The sequence below is a fragment of the Serratia sp. PF-27 genome (assembly GCF_030053255.1).
GTDB classification, from domain to species: Bacteria; Pseudomonadota; Gammaproteobacteria; order Enterobacterales; family Enterobacteriaceae; genus Serratia; species Serratia bockelmannii.
Genome location: NZ_JASGBT010000022.1, coordinates 180978 through 206019 on the forward strand (window position 1 = coordinate 180978; position 25042 = coordinate 206019).

22 protein-coding genes are annotated in these 25042 nt (G+C 59.7%); 14 read left to right on the forward strand and 8 right to left on the reverse strand.

Features of this window, described 5'->3' with window-relative positions; all coding sequences use genetic code 11:
* Positions 1–7 precede the first annotated feature (7 nt).
* A complete protein-coding gene (kdsD, locus tag QMZ29_RS20345; protein ID WP_049198526.1) occupies positions 8–994 on the reverse strand; it encodes an arabinose-5-phosphate isomerase KdsD in 987 nt (328 codons plus the stop codon).
* 16 nt (positions 995–1010) lie between these two features.
* A complete protein-coding gene (locus QMZ29_RS20350) occupies positions 1011–1988 on the reverse strand; it encodes a calcium/sodium antiporter (RefSeq protein WP_033644493.1) in 978 nt (325 codons plus the stop codon).
* Positions 1989–2291: 303 nt separating this feature from the next.
* Here QMZ29_RS20350 and mlaF point away from each other — a divergent pair, with 303 nt between their 5' ends.
* The 7 genes from mlaF to murA all read left to right on the forward strand — a co-directional run bounded on the left by mlaF (position 2292) and on the right by murA (position 7103).
* Entirely contained in the window at positions 2292–3107 is an 816-nt protein-coding gene (gene mlaF / locus QMZ29_RS20355; protein ID WP_043141965.1) for a phospholipid ABC transporter ATP-binding protein MlaF, read from the forward strand.
* 4 nt (positions 3108–3111) lie between these two features.
* On the forward strand, positions 3112–3894 hold the full coding sequence (mlaE, locus tag QMZ29_RS20360) for a lipid asymmetry maintenance ABC transporter permease subunit MlaE (protein ID WP_004937059.1): 783 nt from the start codon (positions 3112–3114) through the stop codon (positions 3892–3894).
* 4 nt (positions 3895–3898) lie between these two features.
* On the forward strand, positions 3899–4447 hold the full coding sequence (gene mlaD, locus QMZ29_RS20365; RefSeq protein WP_004937061.1) for an outer membrane lipid asymmetry maintenance protein MlaD: 549 nt from the start codon (positions 3899–3901) through the stop codon (positions 4445–4447).
* Between the two features lie 14 nt (positions 4448–4461).
* Entirely contained in the window at positions 4462–5091 is a 630-nt protein-coding gene (mlaC, locus tag QMZ29_RS20370; protein ID WP_025304372.1) for a phospholipid-binding protein MlaC, read from the forward strand.
* The gene (mlaB, locus tag QMZ29_RS20375) at positions 5091–5393 is read left to right on the forward strand and encodes a lipid asymmetry maintenance protein MlaB (RefSeq protein ID WP_033639304.1); all 303 of its coding nucleotides are present in this window, start codon (positions 5091–5093) and stop codon (positions 5391–5393) included. Before mlaC ends, mlaB begins: the two co-directional genes overlap by 1 nt.
* Positions 5394–5533: 140 nt before the next feature.
* Positions 5534–5788 carry a BolA family iron metabolism protein IbaG gene (ibaG, locus tag QMZ29_RS20380; RefSeq protein ID WP_025304370.1) on the forward strand — a complete coding sequence of 85 codons (255 nt, stop codon included), beginning with the start codon at positions 5534–5536 and terminating at the stop codon, positions 5786–5788.
* A 55-nt stretch (positions 5789–5843) separates the two neighbouring features.
* A complete protein-coding gene (murA, locus tag QMZ29_RS20385; RefSeq protein ID WP_004937068.1) occupies positions 5844–7103 on the forward strand; it encodes a UDP-N-acetylglucosamine 1-carboxyvinyltransferase in 1260 nt (419 codons plus the stop codon).
* A 71-nt stretch (positions 7104–7174) separates the two neighbouring features.
* Here murA and degS read toward each other — a convergent pair whose 3' ends face one another.
* The 3 genes from degS to zapG all read right to left on the reverse strand — a co-directional run bounded on the left by degS (position 7175) and on the right by zapG (position 10269).
* Entirely contained in the window at positions 7175–8233 is a 1059-nt protein-coding gene (gene degS / locus QMZ29_RS20390) for an outer membrane-stress sensor serine endopeptidase DegS (protein WP_261127511.1), read from the reverse strand.
* Between the two features lie 88 nt (positions 8234–8321).
* Positions 8322–9692 (reverse strand): serine endoprotease DegQ, encoded by a 1371-nt coding sequence (gene degQ, locus QMZ29_RS20395; RefSeq protein WP_141972408.1) that lies wholly within the window; start codon positions 9690–9692, stop codon positions 8322–8324.
* Positions 9693–9867: 175 nt separating this feature from the next.
* The gene (gene zapG / locus QMZ29_RS20400) at positions 9868–10269 is read right to left on the reverse strand and encodes a Z-ring associated protein ZapG (protein ID WP_004937074.1); all 402 of its coding nucleotides are present in this window, start codon (positions 10267–10269) and stop codon (positions 9868–9870) included.
* Positions 10270–10500: 231 nt separating this feature from the next.
* Between zapG and zapE the strand changes: the two genes are divergently transcribed.
* The 5 genes from zapE to sspB all read left to right on the forward strand — a co-directional run bounded on the left by zapE (position 10501) and on the right by sspB (position 14213).
* Entirely contained in the window at positions 10501–11628 is a 1128-nt protein-coding gene (gene zapE, locus QMZ29_RS20405) for a cell division protein ZapE (RefSeq protein ID WP_261127513.1), read from the forward strand.
* Between the two features lie 275 nt (positions 11629–11903).
* A complete protein-coding gene (gene rplM / locus QMZ29_RS20410) occupies positions 11904–12332 on the forward strand; it encodes a 50S ribosomal protein L13 (RefSeq protein ID WP_004937079.1) in 429 nt (142 codons plus the stop codon).
* A 15-nt stretch (positions 12333–12347) separates the two neighbouring features.
* On the forward strand, positions 12348–12740 hold the full coding sequence (rpsI, locus tag QMZ29_RS20415) for a 30S ribosomal protein S9 (RefSeq protein WP_004937080.1): 393 nt from the start codon (positions 12348–12350) through the stop codon (positions 12738–12740).
* Between the two features lie 325 nt (positions 12741–13065).
* A complete protein-coding gene (sspA, locus tag QMZ29_RS20420; protein WP_025304366.1) occupies positions 13066–13707 on the forward strand; it encodes a stringent starvation protein SspA in 642 nt (213 codons plus the stop codon).
* Positions 13708–13712: 5 nt separating this feature from the next.
* Positions 13713–14213 (forward strand): ClpXP protease specificity-enhancing factor, encoded by a 501-nt coding sequence (sspB, locus tag QMZ29_RS20425; RefSeq protein ID WP_025304365.1) that lies wholly within the window; start codon positions 13713–13715, stop codon positions 14211–14213.
* Between the two features lie 62 nt (positions 14214–14275).
* Here the strand turns inward: sspB and QMZ29_RS20430 are convergent, their stop codons facing one another.
* The 3 genes from QMZ29_RS20430 to gltB form a co-directional block, all read right to left on the reverse strand.
* A complete protein-coding gene (locus QMZ29_RS20430; protein WP_025304364.1) occupies positions 14276–14755 on the reverse strand; it encodes a hypothetical protein in 480 nt (159 codons plus the stop codon).
* Between the two features lie 164 nt (positions 14756–14919).
* Positions 14920–16338 carry a glutamate synthase small subunit gene (locus QMZ29_RS20435; RefSeq protein ID WP_060448032.1) on the reverse strand — a complete coding sequence of 473 codons (1419 nt, stop codon included), beginning with the start codon at positions 16336–16338 and terminating at the stop codon, positions 14920–14922.
* Positions 16339–16352: 14 nt separating this feature from the next.
* Positions 16353–20813 (reverse strand): glutamate synthase large subunit, encoded by a 4461-nt coding sequence (gene gltB, locus QMZ29_RS20440; protein WP_025304362.1) that lies wholly within the window; start codon positions 20811–20813, stop codon positions 16353–16355.
* 691 nt (positions 20814–21504) lie between these two features.
* Between gltB and mnmL the strand changes: the two genes are divergently transcribed.
* Positions 21505–22443, forward strand: a complete 939-nt coding sequence (mnmL, locus tag QMZ29_RS20445; RefSeq protein ID WP_060434639.1) for a tRNA modification radical SAM protein MnmL/YtqA — start codon at positions 21505–21507, stop codon at positions 22441–22443.
* A 92-nt stretch (positions 22444–22535) separates the two neighbouring features.
* Complete coding sequence (gene arcB / locus QMZ29_RS20450; RefSeq protein WP_261425113.1) at positions 22536–24875, forward strand: aerobic respiration two-component sensor histidine kinase ArcB; 2340 nt, start codon at positions 22536–22538, stop codon at positions 24873–24875.
* Positions 24876–25042: the final 167 nt, after the last annotated feature.

Here is a 25042-nt window from a genome sequence, read left to right on the forward strand (position 1 = left end):
TCCTTAATTAAACGACGCCGGCGCGCAGCATGTCATGCATATGTACCACACCCAGCAACTGGTCGCCATCGGCAACCAGCAGCGCGGTGATGTGGCGTTGTTGCATCAGGTTCAATGCATCGACCGCCAGAATATTGGGGCGCACCCGCACGCCGCCCGGCGTCATGACGTCGGCAATCTTCGCCTCGTGCAGGTTGATGCCCATGTCGAACACCCGGCGAAGGTCACCGTCGGTGAAGATGCCGGCGATTTTCATCAGATCGTCGCAAATCACCGTCAGGCCCAGATTTTTTCGGGTAATTTCCAGCAGCGCATCGCGCAACGAGGCGTCGGCGCTGACGTGGGGCATTTCGTCGCCGCTGTGCATGATATCGCTAACCCGCAGCAGCAGTTTGCGGCCGAGTGCGCCGCCCGGATGCGACAGCGCGAAATCTTCCGGCGTGAAACCGCGCGCTTTCAGCAGCGCGACGGCCAGCGCATCGCCCATCACCAGCGTGGCGGTGGTGCTGGTGGTCGGTGCCAGCCCCAGCGGGCAGGCTTCCTGCGGCACCTTGATGCACAGGTGGATATCCGCCGCCTTGCCCATCGAGCTTTCTGGATTGTTGGTCATACAGATGAGGGTGATCTGCTGACGTTTCAACACCGGGATCAGCGCCAGGATCTCGCTGGACTCACCGGAGTTGGAGATGGCGAGCACAATGTCCTGCGGGGTGACCATGCCCAAATCGCCATGGCTGGCCTCCGCCGGATGAACGAAAAATGAGGGGGTGCCGGTGCTGGCGAAGGTCGCGGCGATCTTGCAGCCGATATGGCCGGATTTGCCCATGCCCATCACCACCACTTTGCCGCCGCAGGCGGCGATCGTTTCGCAGGCGCGGGTGAAGTCTGCGTTGATGTAGCGGTCGAGCTGAGCCAGCCCTTCACGCTCTATCTGAAGCACTTCTTTGCCGGCCTGTTGAAAATCGAAGCCCGGTTGCAACTCAATGTTCGACATACTCATTCCCGTCGGTTTAGCCGAAAGTACTGAAAGGGTTAAAGAACAGCACCGCAAGATACGCAATAAAGCCGCATAATAACAGCGCGCCCGCCAGGTGGCCGATGCGATGCTTGCGGCCGATGCACAGTACGCTCAGCAGGACGCTGGCCGCCAGCATCACCCAGTAATCGCGCTGGAAGGCGGCGGCATCCACGCTACCCGGCGACAGCAGGGCGGGTACGCCCAGCACGATCACCGTGTTGAAAATATTGGAGCCGATGATATTACCAATCGCCATATCATCCTCGCCCTTCAGCGCCCCGGCGATGGACGTGGCCAGTTCGGGCAGGCTGGTGCCGATGGCAATAATGGTCAAGCCGACCACCAGTTCGCTCAGGCCGAAATAGTGTGCAATCACCGTCGCGTTATCGACCACCATTCTGGAAGAGAGCGGCAGAATGATAAACGCCAGCACCAGCCACAGCACCGCCACGGTATTGCTGCTGTCCTGCGGCAGTTCGGCGATCTGCTCCATAGTCAGGCTGTCACTGCCCTCGCGCTGCGCCAGCCGCGCGATTTTCAGCATCAACAAGATGAAGCCGGCGGCGGCGGTCAGCAGCAGCACGCCGTCCAGCCTGCTCAGGGTACCGTCCATCAACACGAAACCGCACAATACTGTGACCGCTAACATCAGCGGCAGTTCGCGCCGCAGTATCTCGGAGCGCGCGGCCAGCGGGTGAATCAGCGCCGCCACCCCCAGGATCAATAAGATGTTGGTGATGTTGGACCCTAATACGTTGCCAACGGCCATATCTATCTGCCCGTTCAACGCGGCGGTGGTGGACACGATCAGCTCCGGCAGCGACGTGCCGATGCCGACGATGGTCATGCCGATGATCAACGGCGGTACGCCGAGCGAGCGGGAAATCACGGCAGCACCATAAACTAAGCGGTCTGCACCATACACCAGTAGAAATAAACCAACGATTAATAATGCTATCGCGAGAAACATGCAGGGTCCTTTGTCGGGTATTATCCCGGTTCGTTGGTTAAAGCCGTCAATGCGGCGGTATTGCTTGCCCTCCGTTGCGCGCGTTTGAGCCGCAGCAACGGTTTTTCCCGGCTAATTGTTGAACAGTTTCGTTTTTTTTCGTTATGGCGCCAATTTTGACCGGGTGGCGCGGAAAAGTAAAACCAATGGCACCATTGGTTGCGAAATGGCAGTAAGTTTTTGTAAAGATGAGACGGATTGCGCCCATTGCTTTAACATCACGGGTAGATTCAGCAAAAGATGAGTCGTAAAGGGTCCATTAACATGCTCCAAAAGGCAGATAATTTGGTCGAAGTGCGCGACATGAGCTTCTCGCGCGGCGACCGACGGATATTTGAAGACATCAACCTGACGGTGCCTCGCGGTAAGGTCACGGCGATCATGGGGCCATCGGGCATCGGCAAAACCACGCTGCTGCGCCTGATAGGCGGCCAGCTGGCGCCGGACAGCGGGGAGATTTGGTTCGACGGCGACAACATTCCCGCGTTGTCCCGCCGTCAGTTATACGACGCGCGCAAAAAGATGAGCATGCTGTTCCAGTCGGGCGCGCTGTTTACCGATTTGACCGTATTCGAAAACGTGGCTTACCCGCTGCGCGAGCACAGCAACCTGCCGGAGCCTTTGTTGCGCAGCACGGTGCTGATGAAGCTGGAAGCCGTGGGGCTGCGCGGCGCGGCTCAGCTGATGCCCAATGAGCTTTCCGGCGGTATGGCGCGCCGGGCGGCGTTGGCGCGTGCGATCGCGCTGGACCCGGAAATGATCATGTTCGACGAACCTTTCGTTGGCCAGGATCCGATCACCATGGGGGTGCTGGTCAAGCTGATCGACGAGCTGAACCATGCGCTGGGCATTACCTGCATCGTGGTGTCGCACGACGTACCGGAGGTGCTGAGCATCGCTGACTACGCTTACATCGTGGCCGATCACCGGGTGATCGCTGAAGGCACCACGCAGCAATTGCAGAACAATCCTGATGCGCGCGTGCGCCAGTTCCTGGATGGTATAGCGGATGGGCCGGTGCCGTTCCGCTATCCGGCCGGGGATTATCAGGCCGAACTGCTAGGCTTAGGGAGTAAATAAGCTCATGTTATTAAGAGCGTTAGCGTCGTTGGGGCGCAGTGGCATCAACACCAGCGCCAGCTTCGGCCGCGCCGGGTTGATGCTGTTCAACGCGTTGATTGGCCGGCCGGAACCCGGCAAGCAGTGGCCGCTGTTGTTGAAACAGCTCTACAGCGTCGGCGTGCAGTCGCTGCTGATCATCATGGTTTCCGGGCTGTTTATCGGCATGGTGCTGGGCCTGCAGGGCTATATCGTGCTCACCACCTACAGCGCCGAGGCCAGCCTCGGCATGATGGTGGCGCTGTCGCTGCTGCGCGAACTGGGGCCGGTGGTCACGGCGCTGCTGTTCGCCGGCCGCGCCGGTTCCGCGCTCACGGCGGAAATCGGCCTGATGAAGGCGACGGAGCAGATCTCCAGCCTGGAAATGATGGCGGTCGATCCGCTGCGGCGCATCGTGGCGCCGCGCTTCTGGGCGGGGCTGATCAGCATGCCGCTGTTGACCATCATTTTCGTGGCGATCGGCATTTGGGGCGGCTCGGTGGTCGGCGTGGACTGGAAAGGCATCGACAGCGGCTTCTTCTGGTCGGCGATGCAGGGCGCCGTAGAGTGGAAAAAAGATCTGCTCAACTGCCTGATCAAGAGTGTGGTATTCGCCATTACCGTAACCTGGATTGCCATTTTCAACGGGTACGACGCCGTGCCTACCTCTGAAGGGATTAGCCGGGCGACGACGCGTACCGTGGTGCATTCGTCACTGGCGGTGTTGGGATTGGATTTCGTGCTGACAGCACTGATGTTTGGGAATTGATTCGATGCAAACGAAGAAGAGTGAAATCTGGGTTGGGGCATTTATGCTGATCGCGCTGTGCGCCATCGTGTTTATCTGCCTGCAGGTGGCGAACCTTAAATCGATCGGCAGCGAGCCGACCTACCGCATTTACGCAACGTTCGACAACATCGGCGGCCTGAAACCGCGTTCGCCGGTGAAGATTGGCGGCGTGGTGATCGGCCGCGTGGCTGACATCGAACTCGATTCGAAAACCTACACGCCGCGCGTGGCGCTGGATATCCAGAAAAAGTACGACCAAATCCCAGATACCAGCTCGCTGGCGATCCGCACCTCCGGCCTGCTGGGCGAGCAATACCTGGCGCTTAACGTGGGCTTTGAAGATCCTGATATGGGCACCACCATCCTGAAAGACGGCGGCACCATTCAGGACACCAAATCAGCCATGGTTCTGGAAGACCTGATCGGCCAGTTCCTGTATAAAAGTGGCGGTCAGGACAGCGCCAAATCGGGAGACGCGGCCGCTGAGCCGGCTGCCGGCGCCGCACCGCAACCCGCTGTTCCAAATCATTAAGAGAGGATACCTGCATGTTTAAACGTTTACTGATGGTGGCTCTGCTGGTGGTTGCACCGCTGGCGAGCGCAGCCGACCAAACCAATCCTTACAGCATGATGCAAGACGCGGCGCAGAAGACTTTCAGCCGTTTGAAGAACGAACAGCCGAAGATCAAGCAGGACCCGAACTACCTGCGTGCCATCGTGCATCAGGAACTGATGCCGTTCGTGCAGGTGAAATACGCCGGCGCGCTGGTGCTGGGGCGTTACTACAAAGAGGCAACGCCTGCGCAGCGCGAAGCTTACTTCACCGCCTTCCAGGCTTACCTGGAGCAGGCTTACGGCCAGGCGCTGGCGATGTATCACGGCCAGACTTACCAGATCGCGCCTGAACAGCCGCTGGGCAATGCCGACATCGTGGCTATTCGTGTCACCATCATCGACAACGGCGGCCGTCCGCCGGTGCGTCTGGATTTCCAATGGCGTAAGAACAGCAAAACCGGCTACTGGCAGGCGTATGACATGATCGCCGAAGGCGTCAGCATGATCACTACCAAGCAGAACGAGTGGGCGTCTACGCTGCGTACTCAGGGCATCGACGGCCTGACCAAACAGCTGCAGGCCGCCGCCGCGCAGCCTATCACGCTGGACAAGAAAAACTGATGTCGGCAGCGCTCAGCTTCGAATCAGAGCAGCAGACGCTGATCCTGCGCGGTGAACTGGATCGGGAAACGCTGCAGCCGCTGTGGCGGCAGCGCGACGCGCTGATGGCGGATAAAACCGCGATCGACGTGGCGCAACTGCAGCGCGTGGACTCCGCCGGGCTGGCGCTGTTGCTGCATCTGCAGGAAGAGCAGCGCCAACGCGGCGTCGCGCTGAAAATTTTCGGTGCCACCGAGCGCCTGAAAACGCTGATCGCGCTCTACAACCTGCAGGCGATAATGCCTGTCGATACCGCCGGTTAGCGGCGTTTTTCGCCGCCCTTGCGTGGTAAAACGATACAAAGCCCCTGTTACGCAGGGGCTTTTTCTTTAGTTTAAGAAAACATCGTATTCCACTAAGATACTAGGCTGTTTATGATCCTTTAGCGGCAGAACTGGATACTATGGAAACCAATGAGATTAAAGACGTGCTGATGCAGGCATTGGCACTGGATGAAGCACATGTGACGGGCGACGGCAGCCATTTTCAAGCGATCGTGGTCGGTGAACTGTTCGCCGGCATGAGCCGCGTCAAAAAACAGCAGACGGTTTATGCACCGCTGATGGAATACATTGCGGACAACCGCATTCATGCCTTGTCTATCAAGGCGTACACCCCTGAAGAGTGGCAGCGAGACCGCAAACTCAACGGATTTTAAGGCTGTTTGCCCTGCCGGGCGGGCAGCTTCAGATTAGATAACAGAGAGTAGTCAGATGGATAAATTTCGTGTGCAGGGTCGGACCCGCCTGAGCGGTGAAGTGTCTATTTCCGGTGCCAAAAACGCCGCCCTGCCGATCCTGTTCGCCGCCCTGTTGGCGGAAGAGCCGGTCGAGCTGCAGAATGTCCCTAAGCTGAAGGACATCGACACCACCATTAAACTACTCAACCAGTTGGGTACCAAGATTGAGCGCAACGGTTCGGTCTTCGTGGACGCCAGCGGCGTGAACGAGTTCTGCGCCCCTTACGATCTGGTGAAAACCATGCGTGCTTCCATCTGGGCGCTGGGGCCACTGGTGGCGCGCTTCGGCCGTGGCCAGGTTTCCCTGCCGGGCGGCTGCGCGATCGGCGCGCGTCCGGTCGATCTGCACATCACCGGCCTGGAGCAACTGGGTGCCGAGATTAAACTGGAAGAAGGCTACGTCAAGGCGTCCGTCGAGGGCCGTCTGAAGGGCGCGCACATCGTCATGGACAAGGTGAGCGTGGGCGCGACCGTAACCATCATGAGCGCCGCGACCCTAGCGACCGGCACCACCGTTATCGAGAACGCCGCGCGTGAGCCGGAAATTGTCGATACCGCCAACTTCCTCAATACGCTGGGCGCGAAGATCAGCGGCGCCGGCAGCGACAAGATCACCATCGAAGGCGTCGAGCGTCTGGGCGGCGGCGTGTATCGCGTGCTGCCAGACCGCATCGAGACCGGCACCTTCCTGATCGCCGCCGCGGTTTCCGGTGGCAAAGTGATGTGCCGCAACACCCGTCCGGATACGCTGGATGCGGTGCTGGCCAAGCTGCGCGAAGCCGGTGCCGATATCGAAGTGGGCGAAGACTGGATCAGCCTGGACATGCACGGCAAACGCCCGAAAGCGGTCACCGTGCGCACCGCGCCGCACCCGGGTTTCCCAACCGACATGCAGGCCCAGTTCAGCCTGCTGAACCTGGTGGCGGAAGGCACCGGCGTCATCACCGAGACTATCTTCGAAAACCGCTTCATGCACGTGCCGGAACTGATCCGCATGGGCGCGCACGCGGAAATCGAGAGCAACACCGTGATCTGCCACGGCGTTGAGCAGCTGTCCGGCGCTCAGGTGATGGCGACCGATCTGCGCGCTTCCGCCAGCCTGGTGATCGCCGGCTGCATCGCCGACGGCGTGACCGTCGTCGATCGCATCTATCACATCGATCGCGGCTATGAGCGTATTGAAGACAAGCTGCGCGCGCTGGGTGCGAACATCGAACGCGTGAAAGGCGAGTAAGTCATTAGCGCCGGCGCGGCTGCGTCGGCAGGATGAAAATCAAAGGGCCGGCTATCAATGCCGGCCCTTTTTTAATTACTGTCATCCGGGAATTCACCCACCGTCATTTTCAGCGTAATGCGTTTGCCGTCGCGCAGTACGATAACCGGTATCTCGGTGCCCGGCCTGATCTCCGCGACCTGGTCCATGGTTTCCAGCACGGATACCGCCGGTTTGTTATCCACGTTGATGATGATGTCATTGATCTGGAAACCGGCGCTGCTCGCCGGGCCGTTCGGCGTAATTTCGGTCACGATGATGCCCTGCAGGCGATCGATGCCGGAATTGGAGGAGCGCAGCGGAATGATCTCCTTGCCCTGAATGCCGAAATAGCCACGGATAACGCGGCCGTCGCGGATCAGCTTGTCCATGATTTTGGTGGCCAGTTCAATCGGAATGGCAAAGCCGAGACCCTCCGGCGTTTCACCGTCGGTGATTTTGTCATAGGTCAGGGTATTGATGCCGATCAGCTCGCCCAGCGAGTTGACCAGCGCGCCGCCGGAGTTGCCGCGGTTGATTGAGGCGTCAGTCTGCAGGAACGTCTGGCGGCCGGTGGTGCTCATACTGATGCGCCCGGTGGCGCTGAGGATGCCCTGAGTGACGGTCTGCCCCAGGTTATACGGGTTGCCGATTGCCAGCACCACGTCGCCGACGTGGGCAACGCGATTTTTATTGGTCGGGATCACCGGTAAATTGCCGGGATCGATCTTCAGCACCGCCAAATCGGTCAGGCCGTCGGAGCCGACCAGCAGCGCTTCGTAGCGGCGGCCATCCTGCAATACCACGGTGATCTGCTGAGCGTCTTTGATCACGTGGCGGTTGGTGATGATATAGCCGCGTTCGTTCATGATCACGCCGGAACCGAGCGACAGCACGTTGGCGGCGCCGTTCAGGTTGCGGTTGTAGATGTTCACCACGGCGGGCGCGGCGCGGCGCACTGCCTTGTTGTAGCTCACAGGCGTTTCGTCGCTGGTATTCTCGGTTTTCTCTGCAAACAGGCCGTTGGAAGAGCGCAGCATGGGCAGAGCGACCAACAGCAGGCCGGCAACGATGAGACCGATAACGACAGAACGCAAGAGCTTAGCAAACATGGAGTTTTCGTGGTGTGGTGAACGATGCTCGGAGGATAGCATGAGTTAACCGGGCGCAGTATGTCACCGAGCCCGGTTTTTGCACAAATTAACGCAGCAGCAGATAAATGGTTTCGTTACCGCGTACGATATTGAGCGCCATCACCGGTGGTTTGGCTTCCAGCACCTTGCGCAGCGCGGTGATGCTGTCCACGCGCTGACGGTTGACGCCGATGATCACGTCGCCTTTTTGCAGGCCGATTTGCGCCGCCGTCGAGCCTTTGTCCACGTTTTCCACCTTCACGCCTTTGTCGCCAGTCGGCAGCGCACCGTTGCTGAGGGAAACGCCCTGCAGCGCCGGCGACAGCGTTTCGGCATTGGTCGAGGCGCTCTCGCTGTTGTCCAGCGTGACCGAGACTTCCTGCGGTTTGCCGTCGCGCAGCAGGCCCACTTTGAGGGTTTTGCCCGGCGCGGTGGTGCCCACCTTGGCGCGCAGCTCAGCGAAGCTGCTCACCGGTTTACCGTCGACGGAAACCAGAATATCGCCGGCCTTGATGCCGGCCTTGGCGGCGGCGGATTTCGGCAACACTTCGCTGACGAAGGCGCCGCGCTGTGCGTCGGTGTTGAAGGCTTTGGCCATATCCGGAGTCATTTCGCTGCCCTTGATGCCCAGCAGGCCGCGTTTCACTTCGCCGAATTCAATCAGCTGCTGGCTCAGGTTCTGCGCCATATTGCTTGGAATAGCGAAGCCGATGCCGACGTTGCCGCCGCTCGGCGCCAAAATGGCGGTATTGATGCCGATCAGCTCACCATTCAGATTAACCAGCGCGCCGCCGGAGTTACCGCGGTTGATCGAGGCGTCGGTCTGAATGAAGTTTTCCAGCCCTTCCAGATTCAGGCCGGAACGCCCCAACGCCGAGATAATGCCGGAGGTAGCGGTTTGGCCCAGGCCGAACGGGTTGCCGACCGCGACGGCAAAGTCGCCGACGCGCAGCTGATCGGAGTCGGCCATCTTGATGGCGGTCAGGTTTTTGGTGTCGCTGAGCTGCAGCAAGGCGATATCGGATTGCTCATCGCGGCCAACCAGCTTGGCGTCCAGCTCGCGCCCGTCGTTCAACTGCACGCGGATTTTATCGGCGTTGTTGATGACGTGGTTGTTGGTCAGCACGTAGCCTTTGGTGGCGTCGATGATGACGCCGGAACCCAGCCCTTCAAACGGGCGGGAGCTCTGCTGTTGACCGGGGAAGTTAGGGCCGAAGAAGCGTTTGAACTCTTCCGGCAACTGTTGACGCTGCACCTGAGTGCCAGCGACATGCACGCTCACTACGGCGGGCAGGACTTTTTCCAGCATCGGTGCCAGGCTCGGCAGCGGCTGCCCCTGAACGGCAACGGGCAGGGCCGCGTTGGCCACCGGTACGGAGCTGAGCGTCAGGCCGAGGCTAATTGCCAATGCACTAAGAATTAAAGACTTTTTCTTCATTGATGATAACTCTCTCAATACCTGCCGATGAAAATTTGATGATAAGGCAATCACCTTGTCATAGTGAAGGGTAAGACCGTGAATTTGCGTGCAAAGTTCAGTAAAGGTAATACGAGGGAAGGTCAAGACGGTAAACGGGGGAAAACCCGCGGGTGGCCCCGCGGGCGAAGGGATATCAGTCGCGGCGCGCGCTTTGGCCGCGCAGCAGGCCGGAGGCGCCTTCCGAATAGTCGCGCGGCATTTCCACCGGCGCCTGATCGTTGTCTGCTTCCGCTTCGGTCAGGCGATAGCGGAACGGATTTTCCTGCATCGGCAGGTCCGGCAGCAGGTTGTTGGAGCTTTTCGCCATGTGCTGATACAGCTGACGATAATCGCGTGCCATGTTGTCCAGCAGCTCGGCGCTGCGGGCAAAGTGGCCGACCAGCTCCTGACGGTACTCTTCCAGCTCGGTTTTGCTCTTGTCCAATTCGTTCTGCAGGACTTGTTGTTGACGTAATTTACGGTTGCCAAAACGCATCGCCACCGCACCAATCACGATACCGACGACCAAACCAATCAGCGCATACTCCCAGGTCATGATGACTCCTATTTTGACTTCGTTGTTCCGCAGGGATTTTTCACTTAATAATATCCACTATAACCGTTAACCTTGTCCGAGTGGAATCCTGATGCGCTTCCACCTAATTTTTACAGGGTTTTCAGCGGCGCCCGCAGCGGGCATTTGTGGCGATAACGGTGCGAATCGGCATCAACTTGCCGCCAACGTTGGCTAAATAATTTCTAAGCGTTCTTAGGGAACATCGAACAGATGCAGGCACTATCACCGTTATCTCGCTACCAGCAGGCGCTGGACGCGGGGGAATATCAGGCCGATGAGGTTCAACGTCGGGCCGTTACTCAACTGGATCGCATTTATCAGGCCCTGCTGCAAAAGCCTGCGGCGAGCGCGCCGACCGGCGGGCTGCGCGGCAAGCTCAATCGCTTGCTGGGCAAGGGCGGCGAAACGGCGCCGCAGCGTCCGGTGCAGGGGCTGTATATGTGGGGCGGCGTCGGGCGCGGCAAAACCTGGTTGATGGACATGTTCTTCCACAGCCTGCCGGGCGATCGCAAAATGCGTCTGCACTTCCATCGCTTCATGCTGCGGGTGCATGAAGAGCTGACCGAGTTGCAAGGGCGGGAAAACCCGCTGGAAATCGTCGCCGACGGCTTCAAGGCCGAGACCGATGTGTTGTGCTTCGACGAATTCTTCGTGTCCGACATCACCGACGCCATGCTGCTGGCCACGCTGCTGCAGGCGCTGTTCGCGCGCGGCATCACGCTGGTGGCCACGTCGAACATCCCGCCGGACGATCTGTACCGCAACGGTCTGCAGCGGGCGCGTTTCCTGCCGGCCATCGATCTGATCAACGAGTACTGCGACGTGATGAACGTCGACGCCGGCATCGACTATCGTCTGCGTACCCTGACCCAGGCGCACCTCTACCTGACGCCGCTGAGCGACCAGACGCGCGAGACGCTGGATCGGATGTTCGTCAAGCTGGCGGGCAAGTCAGGGGAGGACGCGCCGGTGCTGCAGATCAACCATCGGCCGCTGCAGGCGATCCGTTCGGTGGACGGCGTACTGGCGGTGGATTTCCACACGTTGTGCGAAGAGGCGCGCAGCCAACTGGACTACATCGCGCTGTCGCGGCTGTATCACAGCGTGATCCTGTATAATGTGCGGGTGATGGGGCCGCTGAAAGAGAATACCGCGCGCCGTTTCCTGGCGTTGGTGGACGAATTCTACGAACGGCACATCAAGCTGGTGATCGGCGCCGAAGCGTCGATGTTCGAGATCTATCAGGGGGTGCAGCTGAAATTTGAATTCCAGCGCTGCCTGTCGCGCCTGCAGGAAATGCAGAGCGAAGAGTACCTCAAGCTGCCGCATCTGCCCTGAATCTGCCGGGCTTGCCGCCGCCATATCGCCGGTTGTCCGCCGCCGGCGATAAATTTATTTTCCATTCAAAAACCGTTCGATCTTTGTGAGCGACTTCTCTATAATCTTGCGACCCCACGTTACAACAAAGTTTTTTTTCCCAAAAACTTTATAGTGCCGGCAATGGCTATTCGAAGGGGTAGGTTTGCTGGACTTGTATGGTCGTGTGAGCCTCAACTGTTTTCGAGCGTTTGGGTGTTCACCAACGTGTAACTAATTATTGGGTAAGCTTTCTAATGAAAACTTTTACAGCTAAACCAGAAACCGTAAAACGCGACTGGTACGTTGTTGATGCAGATGGTAAAACTTTAGGCCGTCTCGCTACTGAACTGGCTCGTCGCCTGCGCGGCAAGCATAAAGCGGAATACACCCCGCACGTGGATACCGGTGATTACATCATCGTTCTGAACGCTGACAAAGTTGCTGTAACCGGCAACAAGCGTACAGACAAAGTGTACTACCACCACACCGGCCACATCGGTGGTATCAAGCAAGCGACCTTTGAAGAGATGATTGCCCGCCGTCCTGAGCGCGTGATTGAAATCGCGGTTAAAGGCATGCTGCCAAAGGGCCCGCTGGGTCGTGCTATGTTCCGTAAACTGAAAGTTTACGCGGGCACCGAGCACAATCACGCGGCACAGCAACCGCAAGTTCTGGACATTTAATCGGGATTAATGGCAATGGCTGAAAATCAATACTACGGCACTGGTCGCCGCAAAAGCTCCGCCGCTCGCGTCTTCATCAAGCCGGGCAACGGTAACATCGTTATCAACCAGCGCAGCCTGGAACAGTACTTCGGTCGCGAAACTGCCCGCATGGTAGTTCGTCAGCCGCTGGAACTGGTCGACATGGTTGGCAAACTGGATCTGTACATCACCGTTAAAGGTGGTGGTATCTCCGGTCAAGCTGGCGCTATCCGTCACGGTATCACCCGTGCACTGATGGAGTACGATGAGACTCTGCGTTCTGAACTGCGTAAAGCTGGCTTCGTCACCCGTGACGCTCGTCAGGTTGAACGTAAGAAAGTCGGTCTGCGTAAAGCACGTCGTCGTCCGCAGTTCTCCAAGCGTTAATTTTCGCTGCTTCGGCAGTGCGATTTACGCAAAAAACCCGGTGCTTCACCGGGTTTTTTTATGCCTGAAATCCGCCGTCCCCGACTAAAATCTGTGGCATATCAGACAATTCAACATGAATTCGCCGCACTGCCCCCACAAAACAAGCAAAATCTGGTAAACTATCACCCACTTTTGCGCCTGTTCGCCGTGCAGTTGACCTCCTGGGCCGGTTTTTTATGGGTTCGGGTCGCGCTGCGTGCTGCCGGCCTGCGGCAAGATTATTCAGGATAGCAGCCTGTCAGTTGGCTATTCGCAGTATTTTCTAGATAACTTGGAGGTTTTCATGGCTGTCGCTGCCAACAAACGTTCGGTAATGACGCTGTTCTCTGGCCCGACCGACATTTTTAGCCATCAAGTACGTATCGTACTGGCGGAGAAAGGTGTCAGCGTCGAGATCGAGCAGGTCGAAATGGATAACCTGCCGCAAGATCTGATTGACCTCAACCCTTACCAGACGGTGCCTACGCTGGTCGATCGCGAACTGACCCTGTATGAATCCCGCATCATCATGGAATACCTGGATGAGCGCTTCCCGCACCCGCCGCTGATGCCGGTTTACCCGGTTGCCCGTGGTGAGAGCCGTCTGATGATGCTGCGCATCGAGAAGAACTGGTACTCGCTGATGGACAAGATCGAGAAGAGCAGCGGTCAGGAAGCGGAATCCGCCCGTCGTCAGCTGCGTGAAGAGCTGTTGGCGATCGCGCCTATCTTCGGCCAGACGCCGTATTTCATGAGCGAAGAGTTCAGCCTGGTGGATTGCTACCTGGCACCGCTGTTGTGGCGTCTGCCGCAGCTGGGCATCGAATTGAGCGGCGCCGGCTCTAAAGAGCTGAAAGGCTATATGACCCGCGTCTTCGAACGCGACGCTTTCCTGGCTTCCCTGACCGAAGCCGAGCGTGAAATGCGCCTGCAAACCCGGGGCTAAGCGCGATGGACATGTCTCAGATGACGCCGCGTCGCCCGTATCTGCTGCGGGCGTTCTACGACTGGTTGCTGGATAACCAGCTGACGCCGCACCTGGTGGTCGACGTGACTCGCCCGGATGTTCAGGTGCCGATGGAGTTCGCGCGTGATGGCCAGATCGTGTTGAATATCGCGCCGCGCGCGGTAGGCAACCTGGCGTTGGGCAACGAAGACGTGCAGTTTAACGCACGTTTCGGCGGCGTGCCGCGTCAGGTTTCGGTGCCGATGGCAGCCGTACTGGCGATTTATGCGCGTGAAAACGGCGCCGGCACGATGTTCGAACCGGAAGCCGCCTACGACGAGAGCGAAGGCGTGTTCGAAGGTCTGGACAATGAGACGATCCCTTCGGAAACCCTGATGTCGGTGATCGACGGCGATCGCCCGGATACCGCGGAAGATGACGGCCCGGACGACGAACCGCCGCAGCCGCCGCGCGGTGGCCGCCCGGCGCTGCGTGTGGTGAAATAAGCCCGCGTGAACAAACGAAAAAGCACCCCGTGGGGTGCTTTTTTTTGCCCGGACGAAGCGGATCAGCCTTTCAAGGCGGCAATGCAGGCATCGCGCGGCGCGCTGAGATCGCCTACGCGCACGGTGGACAGCGCGTGGGCTGCACGCTCACGGAAGCTGGTGATGGCGGTGTCGCCTTGCACTTCCGGTGGCGCGGTGCAGATGTCATTGAGCGGCAGATCGTTGCCTTTGTTGAGCGCCTGCAATACCGCCGCCGGGTTGTAGATCAGGGCCGCGGAGAGGGCAGATTTAATGCCGGCGGTAAATCCGGCATTGCCGCCGCCGGCCAGCTTGGGCGCCAGAGCAATCCAATTGTCGTCCCCCAACCGGATGCTGTTTTCCACGGCGCTGAACTGCCCGGCCTTGCCCAACTGCGCCACGACCGGCCGCGCGCCGCGCGCTTCGATATTGTAACCGACCTCCTGCGAATCCAGCGCGAGGGCTGAGGCGCTGAAACTGACGGCCAGCAGCGCGCCGGCCAACAGGGAAATGGAGCATTTCATGTTCGCTATCCTTATCTCGGTGTCAGGCGCAGCCGCGCCCTGCAATGGTGCTAACTCAATACTATAGCGCGTTGAGGCGGTGGGGAGGGGGGCGGTTGTTACAAAGCGTGGCCGGTTAAAACAAAGGCCCGGCAACGTGCCGGGCCTTTGGCGGTACGGAAGGTTTACACTTCCAGGTAGTTCATGATGCCGTCTGCCGCTTTGCGGCCTTCGGCGATCGCCGTCACCACCAGGTCGGAGCCGCGGACCGCGTCGCCACCGGCGAAGATTTTCGGGTTGCTGGTCTGGAATGCGTTGTCGCTGCCTTCCGGCGCCACGATGCGGCCCTGTTTATCGAGCTGCACGTCGTGCGTCGCCAGCCAATCCATACGGTGTGGGCGGAAGCCGAACGCCATCACCACCGCGTCGGCGTCGATAACGTGTTCGGAACCCGGCACCTGCTCCGCCGCCTGACGGCCGTTGGCATCCGGTGCGCCCAGCTGAGTGCGCACCATTTTCACCCCGGCCACGCGGCCGGCGCTGTTCAGTTCGATGCTCAGCGGCTGCAGGTTAAACTGGAAGTCCACCCCTTCTTCCCGCGCGTTCTTCACTTCGCGCTTGGAACCCGGCATGTTGGCCTCGTCGCGGCGGTAGGCGCAGACGACCTGCGTCGCGCCCTGACGCACCGAGGTACGCACACAGTCCATGGCGGTATCGCCGCCGCCCAGCACCACTACCCGCTTGCCTTCCATGCTGACGTAAGGCTCATGCTGCTCGGTTTCATAGCCCATCAGCTGCTTGGTGTTGGCGATCAGGAACGGCAGCGCGTCGTACACACCCTGCGCCTCTTCGTTCTCCAGGCCGCCGCGCATCGACTGATAGGTACCGACGCCGAGGAACACCGCATCGTACTCGCTCAGCAAGGTCTCCATGCTGATGTCTTTGCCCACTTCGGTGTTCAGCTGGAACTCGATGCCCATCTCGCTGAAGATGCCGCGGCGTTTGACCATCACTTCCTTTTCCAGCTTGAAGGCCGGGATACCGAAGGTCAGCAGGCCGCCGATCTCAGGATGACGGTCATACACCACCGCTTTGACGCCGTTGCGGGTCAGCACGTCGGCGCAGGCCAGCCCGGCAGGGCCGGCACCGACGATCGCCACGCGCTTGCCGGTCGGCTGCACGTGCGACATGTCCGGCTTCCAGCCCATTTCGATGGCCTTATCGCTGATGTAACGCTCGATATTGCCGATGGTGACCGCGCCGAACTCGTCGTTCAGGGTGCAAGACCCTTCGCACAGGCGATCCTGCGGGCATACGCGGCCGCACACCTCCGGCAGGCTGTTGGTCTGATGCGCCAGGTCCGCCGCTTCCATGATGCGGCCTTCGTTGGCCAGTTTCAGCCAGTTCGGGATGTAGTTGTGCACCGGGCACTTCCACTCGCAATACGGGTTGCCGCAGGACAGACAGCGGTCCGCCTGGGCCTTGGCCTGGGTTTCCGAAAACGGTTCGTAGATCTCGACGAACTCGATTTTGCGGATCTTCAGCGGTTTCTTTGGCGGATCAACACGCTGCAGGTCGATAAATTGATAAACGTTCTGGCTCATTAATGACCTACCTCTTACTGCGCCTGCACCCGCAGCTCGGCTGCGGAGCGGCTACGGTGACCCAACAGCGCTTTGACATCGCTAGACTTCGGTTTGACCAGGGCGAACTTTGGCGCCCACTCCGGCCAGTTGGCCAGGATCTCTTCCGCGCGGGAAGAGCCGGTCGCCTGCACGTGTTCGGTGATCAGGCCGCGCAGGTGCTCCTCATGGATCGCCAGCTGATCGACATCCAGCACTTCCACCAGCTCCGGATTCACGCGCTTGCGGAACTCGCCGTCTTCGTCCAACACGTAGGCAAAGCCGCCGGTCATGCCGGCACCGAAGTTGATGCCGGTTTTACCCAGCACACAGACGATGCCGCCGGTCATGTATTCGCAGCCGTTGTCGCCGATGCCTTCCACCACGGTGATGGCGCCGGAGTTGCGCACCGCGAAGCGTTCGCCCGCGCGGCCGGCAGCGAACAGCTTGCCGCCGGTGGCGCCGTACAGGCAGGTGTTGCCGACGATACTGGCTTCATGGCTGCGGAAGGCGGAGCCGATCGGCGGACGCACTGCGATGCTGCCGCCGGCCATGCCTTTGCCGACATAGTCGTTGGCATCGCCGGTCAGGGTCAGCTCGACGCCGCCGGCGTTCCAAACGCCGAAGCTCTGCCCGGCGGTGCCGGAGAAGTGCGCCTTAATAGGATCGGCCGCCATGCCCTGATCGCCGTGCACGTCGGCGATCGCGCCGGACAGCATGGCGCCCACGGAGCGGTCGGTGTTGCGAATGTCGAAGTAGAAGGTTTTACCCTGCTTCGCTTCGATGTACGGCTGCGCCTGCGCCAGCAGCTCTTTGTTCAGCAGGCCCTTGTCGAACGCCGGGTTGCTGCTTTCGGTGCAGTACACCGCTTTGCCCGGATGCGGCGTGGCGGTTTTCAGCAGCGGCGACAGATCCAGCTTGTTCTGCTTGGCGGAGATGCCGTCCAGCTCGGTCAGGAACTCGGTGCGGCCGATCAGATCCACCAGTTGGCTCACGCCCAGTTGGGCCATGATCTCGCGGGTTTCACGCGCGATAAACTGGAAGTAATTCGTCACGCGTTCTGGCAGGCCGTGGTAGTGATCGCGGCGCAGCTTGTCGTCCTGAGTCGCGACGCCGGTCGCGCAGTTGTTGAGGTGGCAGATGCGCAGGTATTTGCAGCCCAGCGCCACCATCGGCCCGGTGCCGAAGCCGAAGCTTTCCGCGCCCAGGATCGCCGCTTTGACGATGTCCACGCCGGTTTTCAGGCCGCCGTCCACCTGCAGGCGGATCTTGTGGCGCAGGCCGTTGGCCACCAGCGCCTGCTGGGTTTCCACCAGGCCCAGTTCCCACGGACAGCCGGCATATTTCACCGAGGACAGCGGGCTGGCGCCGGTGCCGCCGTCGTAACCGGCGATGGTGATGAGATCGGCATAGGCTTTCGCCACGCCGGTGGCGATGGTGCCCACGCCCGGCTCGGACACCAGTTTCACCGAGATCACCGCCTTCGGGTTGACCTGCTTCAGGTCGAAGATCAGCTGCGCCAGATCTTCGATCGAGTAGATGTCGTGGTGCGGCGGCGGGGAGATCAGCGTCACGCCCGGCACTGAATAGCGCAATCTGGCGATGTACGGAGTGACTTTGTCGCCCGGTAGCTGGCCGCCTTCGCCCGGCTTGGCGCCTTGCGCGACCTTAATTTGGATCACGTCGGCGTTTACCAGGTAGGCCGGCGTCACGCCGAAGCGGCCGGAGGCCACCTGTTTGATGCGCGACACCTTGTTGGTGCGGTAGCGCGCCGGATCTTCGCCGCCTTCGCCAGAGTTGGAGAAGCCGCCGAGACCGTTCATGGCGATCGCCAGCGACTCGTGCGCTTCCGGGCTCAGTGCGCCGATCGACATCGCCGCCGTGTCGAAGCGTTTGAACAGCGACTCCGCCGGTTCGACCTGATCGACCGGGATCGGTTCACCTTTCGGCGTGATGGCCAGCAGATCGCGCAGCATGGCGATCGGTCGCTCGTTCACCAGCTTGGCGTAGGCCTGGTAGTCGCTGTACTCGCCGCTGTGCACCGCTTTTTGCAGTGAGTTCACCACGTCCGGGTTGTAGGCGTGGTATTCGCCGCCGTGTACGAACTTCAGCAGGCCGCCTTGCTCCAGCGGCTTGCGTTTCAGCCAGGCGCGCTTGGAGAGGTTCTGCAGATCCTGCTGGAAGTCGCTGAAGCTGGCACCGCCGATGCGGCTGACCACGCCCTGGAAGCACAGATCCGCCAGATCGCGGTGCAGGCCGACCGCTTCGAACAGCTTGGAGCAGCGGTAAGAGGCGATGGTCGAGATGCCCATCTTGGACATGATCTTGTACAGGCCTTTGTTGATGCCGTTGCGGTAGTTCAGCATCACGTCGCGGTATTTCTTGTCGATCGCCTGGCTGTCCACCAGCTTGGCCAGGGTTTCATAGGCCAGATACGGGTAGATGGCGGTCGCGCCGAAGCCGAGTAGCACGGCGAAGTGGTGCGGATCGCGGGCGCTGGCGGTTTCAACGATCAGGTTGGCGTCGCAGCGCAGGCTTTTCTCCACCAGGCGGGTTTGCACGGCGCCAACGGCCATTGGAGCCGGTACCGGCAGGCGGCCGGGCGCGATGGCGCGGTCGGACAGCACCAACAGCACTGCGCCTTCGCGCACCTTGCGTTCCGCTTCGTCGCACAGGGCGCGAATGGTCTGCTCCAGATCCTGCTGCTGCGGATCGAAGGTCAGATCGAGCGTCTCGGCGCGATAGTATTCGCCTTCCAGCGTGGTGAGCTGTTTGAAATCGGAGTACAGCAGGATCGGCGATTTGAAGCTCAGGCGGTGCGCCTGGCCTTCGGCTTCGCAGAACACGTTCATTTCACGGCCGATGCTGGTGGCCAGCGACATGACGTGCGCTTCGCGCAGCGGATCGATCGGCGGGTTGGTGACCTGCGCGAACTGCTGGCGGAAGTAGTCGTAAACGATGCGCGGCCGGCTGGAGAGCACGGCGAACGGGGTATCGTCGCCCATCGAACCGGTGGCTTCCTGGCCAATCTCGCCCAGCACGCGGATCACCTGATCCAGCTCTTCACTGCTGTAGCCGAACTGTTTCTGGTAGGTTTCGAGCTGCGCGTCGTCGAGCTCGCGGCTGCCGACCTGATCGTCCGGCAGATCTTCGAACGGCACCAGGCGTTTGACGTTTTTCTCCATCCACTCTTTATACGGGTGGCGGCTTTTCAGATCGTTGTCGGTTTCCGCTGAGTGCAGGATGCGGCCGCTGCGGGTGTCGATCACCATCAGCTCGCCGGGGCCAACGCGGCCTTTTTCCACCACTTCATCCGGCTGGTAATCCCAGATGCCGACTTCGGAGGCGCAGGTGATCAGCTTGTCTTTGGTGATCACGTAGCGCGCCGGGCGCAGGCCGTTGCGATCGAGGTTACAGGCGGCGTAGCGGCCGTCGGACATCACGATGCCGGCCGGGCCGTCCCACGGCTCCATGTGCATCGAGTTGAAGTCGAAGAAGGCGCGCAGATCGCCGTCCATGTCCGGGTTGTTTTGCCAGGCCGGCGGCACCAGCAGGCGCATGGCGCGGATGAGATCCATCCCGCCCGCCAGCAGCAGCTCCAGCATGTTGTCCAGCGAACTGGAGTCGGAGCCGGTTTCGTTGACGAACGGCGCGGCGGCCTGCAGATCCGGGATCAGCGGCGTTTGGAATTTGTAGGTACGGGCACGCGCCCATTGGCGGTTGCCGGTGATGGTATTGATTTCGCCGTTGTGCGCCAGGTAGCGGAACGGCTGCGCCAGCGGCCAGCGCGGCACGGTGTTGGTGGAGAAGCGCTGGTGGAACAGGCAAATGGCCGACTCCAGGCGCAGGTCCGCCAGATCGAGATAGAAGCGCGGCAGATCCGCAGGCATGCACAGGCCTTTATAGATCGTCACCAGGTTGGAGAAGCTGCAGACGTAGAAGCTGTCGTCCTGCACGCGTTTCTCGATGCGGCGACGCGCCACGAACAGGCGGCGCTCCATATCGCGCGGGCGCCAGCCGGCCGGGGCATTAACGAAGATTTGCTCGATGCGCGGCAGGGAGGAGAGGGCGATTTCACCCAGCACGTCCGGGTTAGTCGGCACTTCACGCCAGCCGACGATCGACAGCGTTTCGTTTTGCAGCTCTTCTTCCACGATGCGGCGGCTGAGGCGCGCTTCCTCTTCATTCTGGCTGAGGAACATCATGCCGACGGCGTAGTTCTTGGCCAAACGCCAGCCGCGCTCTTCCGCCACCATGCGGAAGAAGCGATCGGGTTTTTGCAGCAACAGGCCGCAGCCGTCGCCGGTCTTGCCGTCGGCCAGGATCGCGCCGCGGTGCTGCATGCGGGCCAGCGCGTGAATGGCGGTGCGCACCACCTTGTGGCTAGGTTCGCCTTCTATGTGGGCGATCAGGCCGAAACCACAGTTGTCCCTCTCTTGGGATTTATCGTACAACATATCGTGAACCTCCCCAGGCTCTGCGTGACTCTCACAACCTACTGCGAGGGGGCTTCCCAATTTCAGGCAGAAGTCCAATCAGCAAGTTAACCCCGCCAATCTGCTTTTCCGCCCTCCATCAATGGCCTCTCGTGACGGTCTCACAAGTGGTATAGGACTTGTTTTAAGAGGGAGTCTTCAATTACTGCATAAATATGACGAGACGTTTGCCCGTCCAGAAAGCTTCCAGCGGACTTCCAACTTAGCGAGAAAGAATTCGCAGGTCAAATGTGGGCTTAAGATAGATTCTTATCGAATTAATGATGTTTATTTATTTGATAAATAAGTAATTTAATGCATTTTTGCACTGTCGTGGGGCAACACCGATCCCCGCAGAAGTGTGAGCTGTCTCACTATAGTGCAACCCCTTAATCTCTGCACCATGCTAGTGCGGGGGTTAATGCCAGAATTTTATTCTATAAGATATTGCTTGGCTGATGTTTATGACTATTTTTCACCGTGTTGTCATATTGCCGTTAACGGTTGCGTGACGATTAGAATAATTCATCAGAATTATAGTGAATTGATTTGCGTTTATGATGAATAGTTATGCCTGGTGGCGCCTTGCGGGGAAAGCGTTGATCTCTGTCATCGCGGGAAAAGCCGTTTCTTATTAGCATCGCGGCTTTGAACACAGAGAATCACCAAGATTATGCAGTTGCCGCAATTAGTCAATATGTTTGGCGCAGATCTCCAGCGCCGCTATGGCGAAAAGATCCATAAACTCACGCTGCACGGCGGATTCAGCTGCCCTAACCGCGACGGCACGTTGGGGCGCGGAGGCTGTACGTTCTGCAATGTCGCCTCGTTCGCCGATGAAGCGATGCAGCGCCAGAGCATCGACGAACAGCTGGCGCAACAGGCCGCGCGGGTCGATCGGGCGCGGCGCTATCTGGCCTATTTCCAGGCCTATACCAGCACCTATGCGCAGATCGAACGGCTGGCGTCGATGTATCGGCAGGCGTTGGCGCAGAGCGCCATGGTCGGCCTGTGCGTCGGCACCCGGCCGGACTGCGTGCCGCCCGCCGCGCTGGATCTGCTGGCGGGATACCGCGAGCAAGGCTATGAAGTGTGGCTGGAGCTGGGGCTGCAGACGGCGCACGATAAAACGCTGAAGCGCATCAATCGCGGCCATGATTTTCGCTGTTATCAGCAGACGGCGCGGCTGGCCCGGCAGCGCGGGCTGAAGGTGTGCTGCCATCTGATCGTCGGGCTGCCGGGAGAAACTCAGCGCGATCATCTGCTCACGCTGCAGCGGGTGGTGGAGACTGGCGTGGATGGCATCAAACTGCATCCGCTGCACGTCGTGACCGGCAGTACCCTGGCACGAGCGTGGCGCGCCGGGCGCTTGTCCGAACTGGCGTTGGAGGACTACGCCGTCAGCGCCGGGGAGATGATCCGCCACACGCCGGGCGAGGTGGTGTATCACCGTCTTTCCGCCAGCGCCCGTCGGCCGACGCTGCTGGCGCCGCTGTGGTGCGAAAACCGTTGGAGTGGCATGCAGGCGGTCGGTGCTTATCTGCAACAGCGCGGTGGGCAGGGCAGCGCGCTGGATGAAAAGTGGCGCTACCGCCCTGGAATGCCGCTCTGAAGTGCAATCTTTGCCACACTTCGGCGTTTGCCGCCTTATCTCACCGCGGTTTTACGGTATGATTCAAAAGATTGTGTCTGATGGGAGCCGCTATGAAGCAAATCCGGGTGTTGGCCCAGTACTACGTTGATTTAATGGTGAAACTGGGGTTGGTACGCTTCTCGCTGCTGCTGGCCTCGGCGCTGGTGGTGCTGGCGATGGTGGTGCAGATGGCGGTGACCATGCTGCTGCGCGGCGAAGTGGAAAGCATCGACGTGGTGCGTTCGATCTTCTTCGGCCTGTTGATCACCCCGTGGGCGGTCTATTTTCTCTCGGTGGTGGTGGAACAGTTGGAAGAGTCGCGCCAACGGCTGGCGCGGCTGGTGGACAAGCTCGAAGAGATGCGCCACCGCGATCTGGAGCTCAATCAGCAGCTCAAAGACAATATCAGCCAGCTGAATCAGGAGATTGCCGACCGTATCAAGGCGGAAGAAGAGCGCCTGCAGGTGATGGAAAAGCTGACCGAAGAGATGGAACAGCGCGAGCTGGCGCAGATTGAGCTGGGCCAGCAATCGGCGCTGTTGCGTTCCTTCCTCGATGCCTCGCCGGATCTGGTCTACTACCGCAACGAAGACAAAGAGTTCTCCGGCTGCAACCGCGCGATGGAGCTGCTGACCGGCAAAAGCGAGAAGCAGCTGATCGGCCTGACGCCGTTCGACGTCTACGGCCAGGAAATCGCCGAAAAGGTCATTGAGACCGACGAGAAGGTGTTCCGCCACAACGTCTCGCTGACCTACGAACAGTGGCTGGTGTATCCCGACGGCCGCAAGGCCTGTTTCGAGCTGCGCAAGGTCCCGTTTTACGACCGGGTGGGCAAACGCCACGGGCTGATGGGCTTCGGCCGCGATATTACCGAGCGTAAGCGCTACCAGGACGCGCTGGAGAACGCCAGCAGGGAGAAGACCACCTTTATCTCCACCATCAGCCACGAGCTGCGTACGCCGCTTAACGGCATCGTCGGCCTGAGCCGCATCCTGCTCGATACCGAGCTGAATGACGAGCAACTGAAATACCTGAAGACCATCCACGTCAGCGCCATCACCCTCGGCAATATCTTCAACGACATTATCGAAATGGATAAGCTCGAGCGGCGCAAGGTGCAGCTCGACAACCAGCCGGTGGACTTCACCGGTTTCCTGGCAGATCTGGAGAACCTCTCCGGCCTGCTGGCGCAGCCGAAAGGGCTGCAGTTCATCATGGATCCGCAGACGCCGCTGCCGCAGCAGATCGTGACCGACGGCACGCGCCTGCGGCAGATCTTGTGGAACCTGATCGGCAACGCGGTGAAATTTACCCAGCAGGGGCAAATCGTGGTGCGCGTGCGGCGCGAGGCGCAGGAGAAGCTGGTGTTCGAGGTGGAAGACTCGGGCATGGGCATCCCGCAGGACGAGCAGGACAAGATCTTCGCCATGTATTACCAGGTGAAAGATCAGCGCGGCGGCCGCCCGGCCACCGGCACCGGCATCGGGCTGGCGGTCTCCAAGCGGCTGGCGCAGAGCATGGGGGGTGACATCACCGTGCGCAGCGAACAGGGGCACGGTTCTTGCTTCACTCTGACCATCCAGGCGCCGGCGGTGCAGGAAGCCGTCAGCGAGGTATCGGAGGAGGAGGAGCTGCCGTTGCCGGCGCTGCACATCCTGCTGGTGGAGGATATCGAACTGAACGTGATCGTGGCGCGATCGGTGCTGGAGAAATTGGGCAACAGCGTCGATGTGGCGATGAACGGCCACGATGCGCTGGCGATGTTCGACCCGGACGAGTTCGATCTGGTTCTGCTGGACATTCAACTGCCGGACATGACCGGGCTGGATATCGCCCGGGCGCTGCGCGAACGCTATGCCGGGCAGGCGCTGCCGCCGCTGGTGGCTTTGACCGCCAACGTGCTGAAAGACAAAAAAGAGTATCTCGAGGCGGGCATGGACGATGTGCTGAGCAAGCCGTTGTCGGTGCCGGCGCTGACCCAGGTCATCAAACACTATTGGGATCATCAACCTTCTCACACTTCAAAGAAAACGGAGCACAAGGCGATGCAGATTAATGAGTCGTTACTCGATACCGCGATGCTGGAACAGTACATGGATCTGGTTGGCCCGCAGCTGATCCACCAAAGCCTGGAGATGTTCGAACAGATGATGCCGGGCTACCTAGCGGTGCTGGACTCCAACATGACGGCGCGCGATCAGAAAGGCATCACCGAGGAAGGGCACAAGATCAAGGGCGCCGCCGGTTCGGTCGGTCTGCGCCATCTGCAGCAGCTGGCGCAGCAGATTCAAACGCCGACGCTGCCGGCCTGGTGGGATAACGTGCAGGATTGGGTGGATGAGTTGAAGCAAGAGTGGCGCAACGATGTGCAGGTACTGCGGGCTTGGGTTGAGAACGCTGAAAAAAAATGACCCCGACCTAAGCCGGGGTGCGCGAATATTGCGCCAACACCAGGGAAATTGTGAACCTGCGTATTGGTTTCAGTGTTCTGGTCGAGCAGGTTGTTGCGAATTCCTAAACATCATACAGCCAACAACATAGCAAATGTAAGCGCTCTTGTTAGAAGATTCATTAAAAT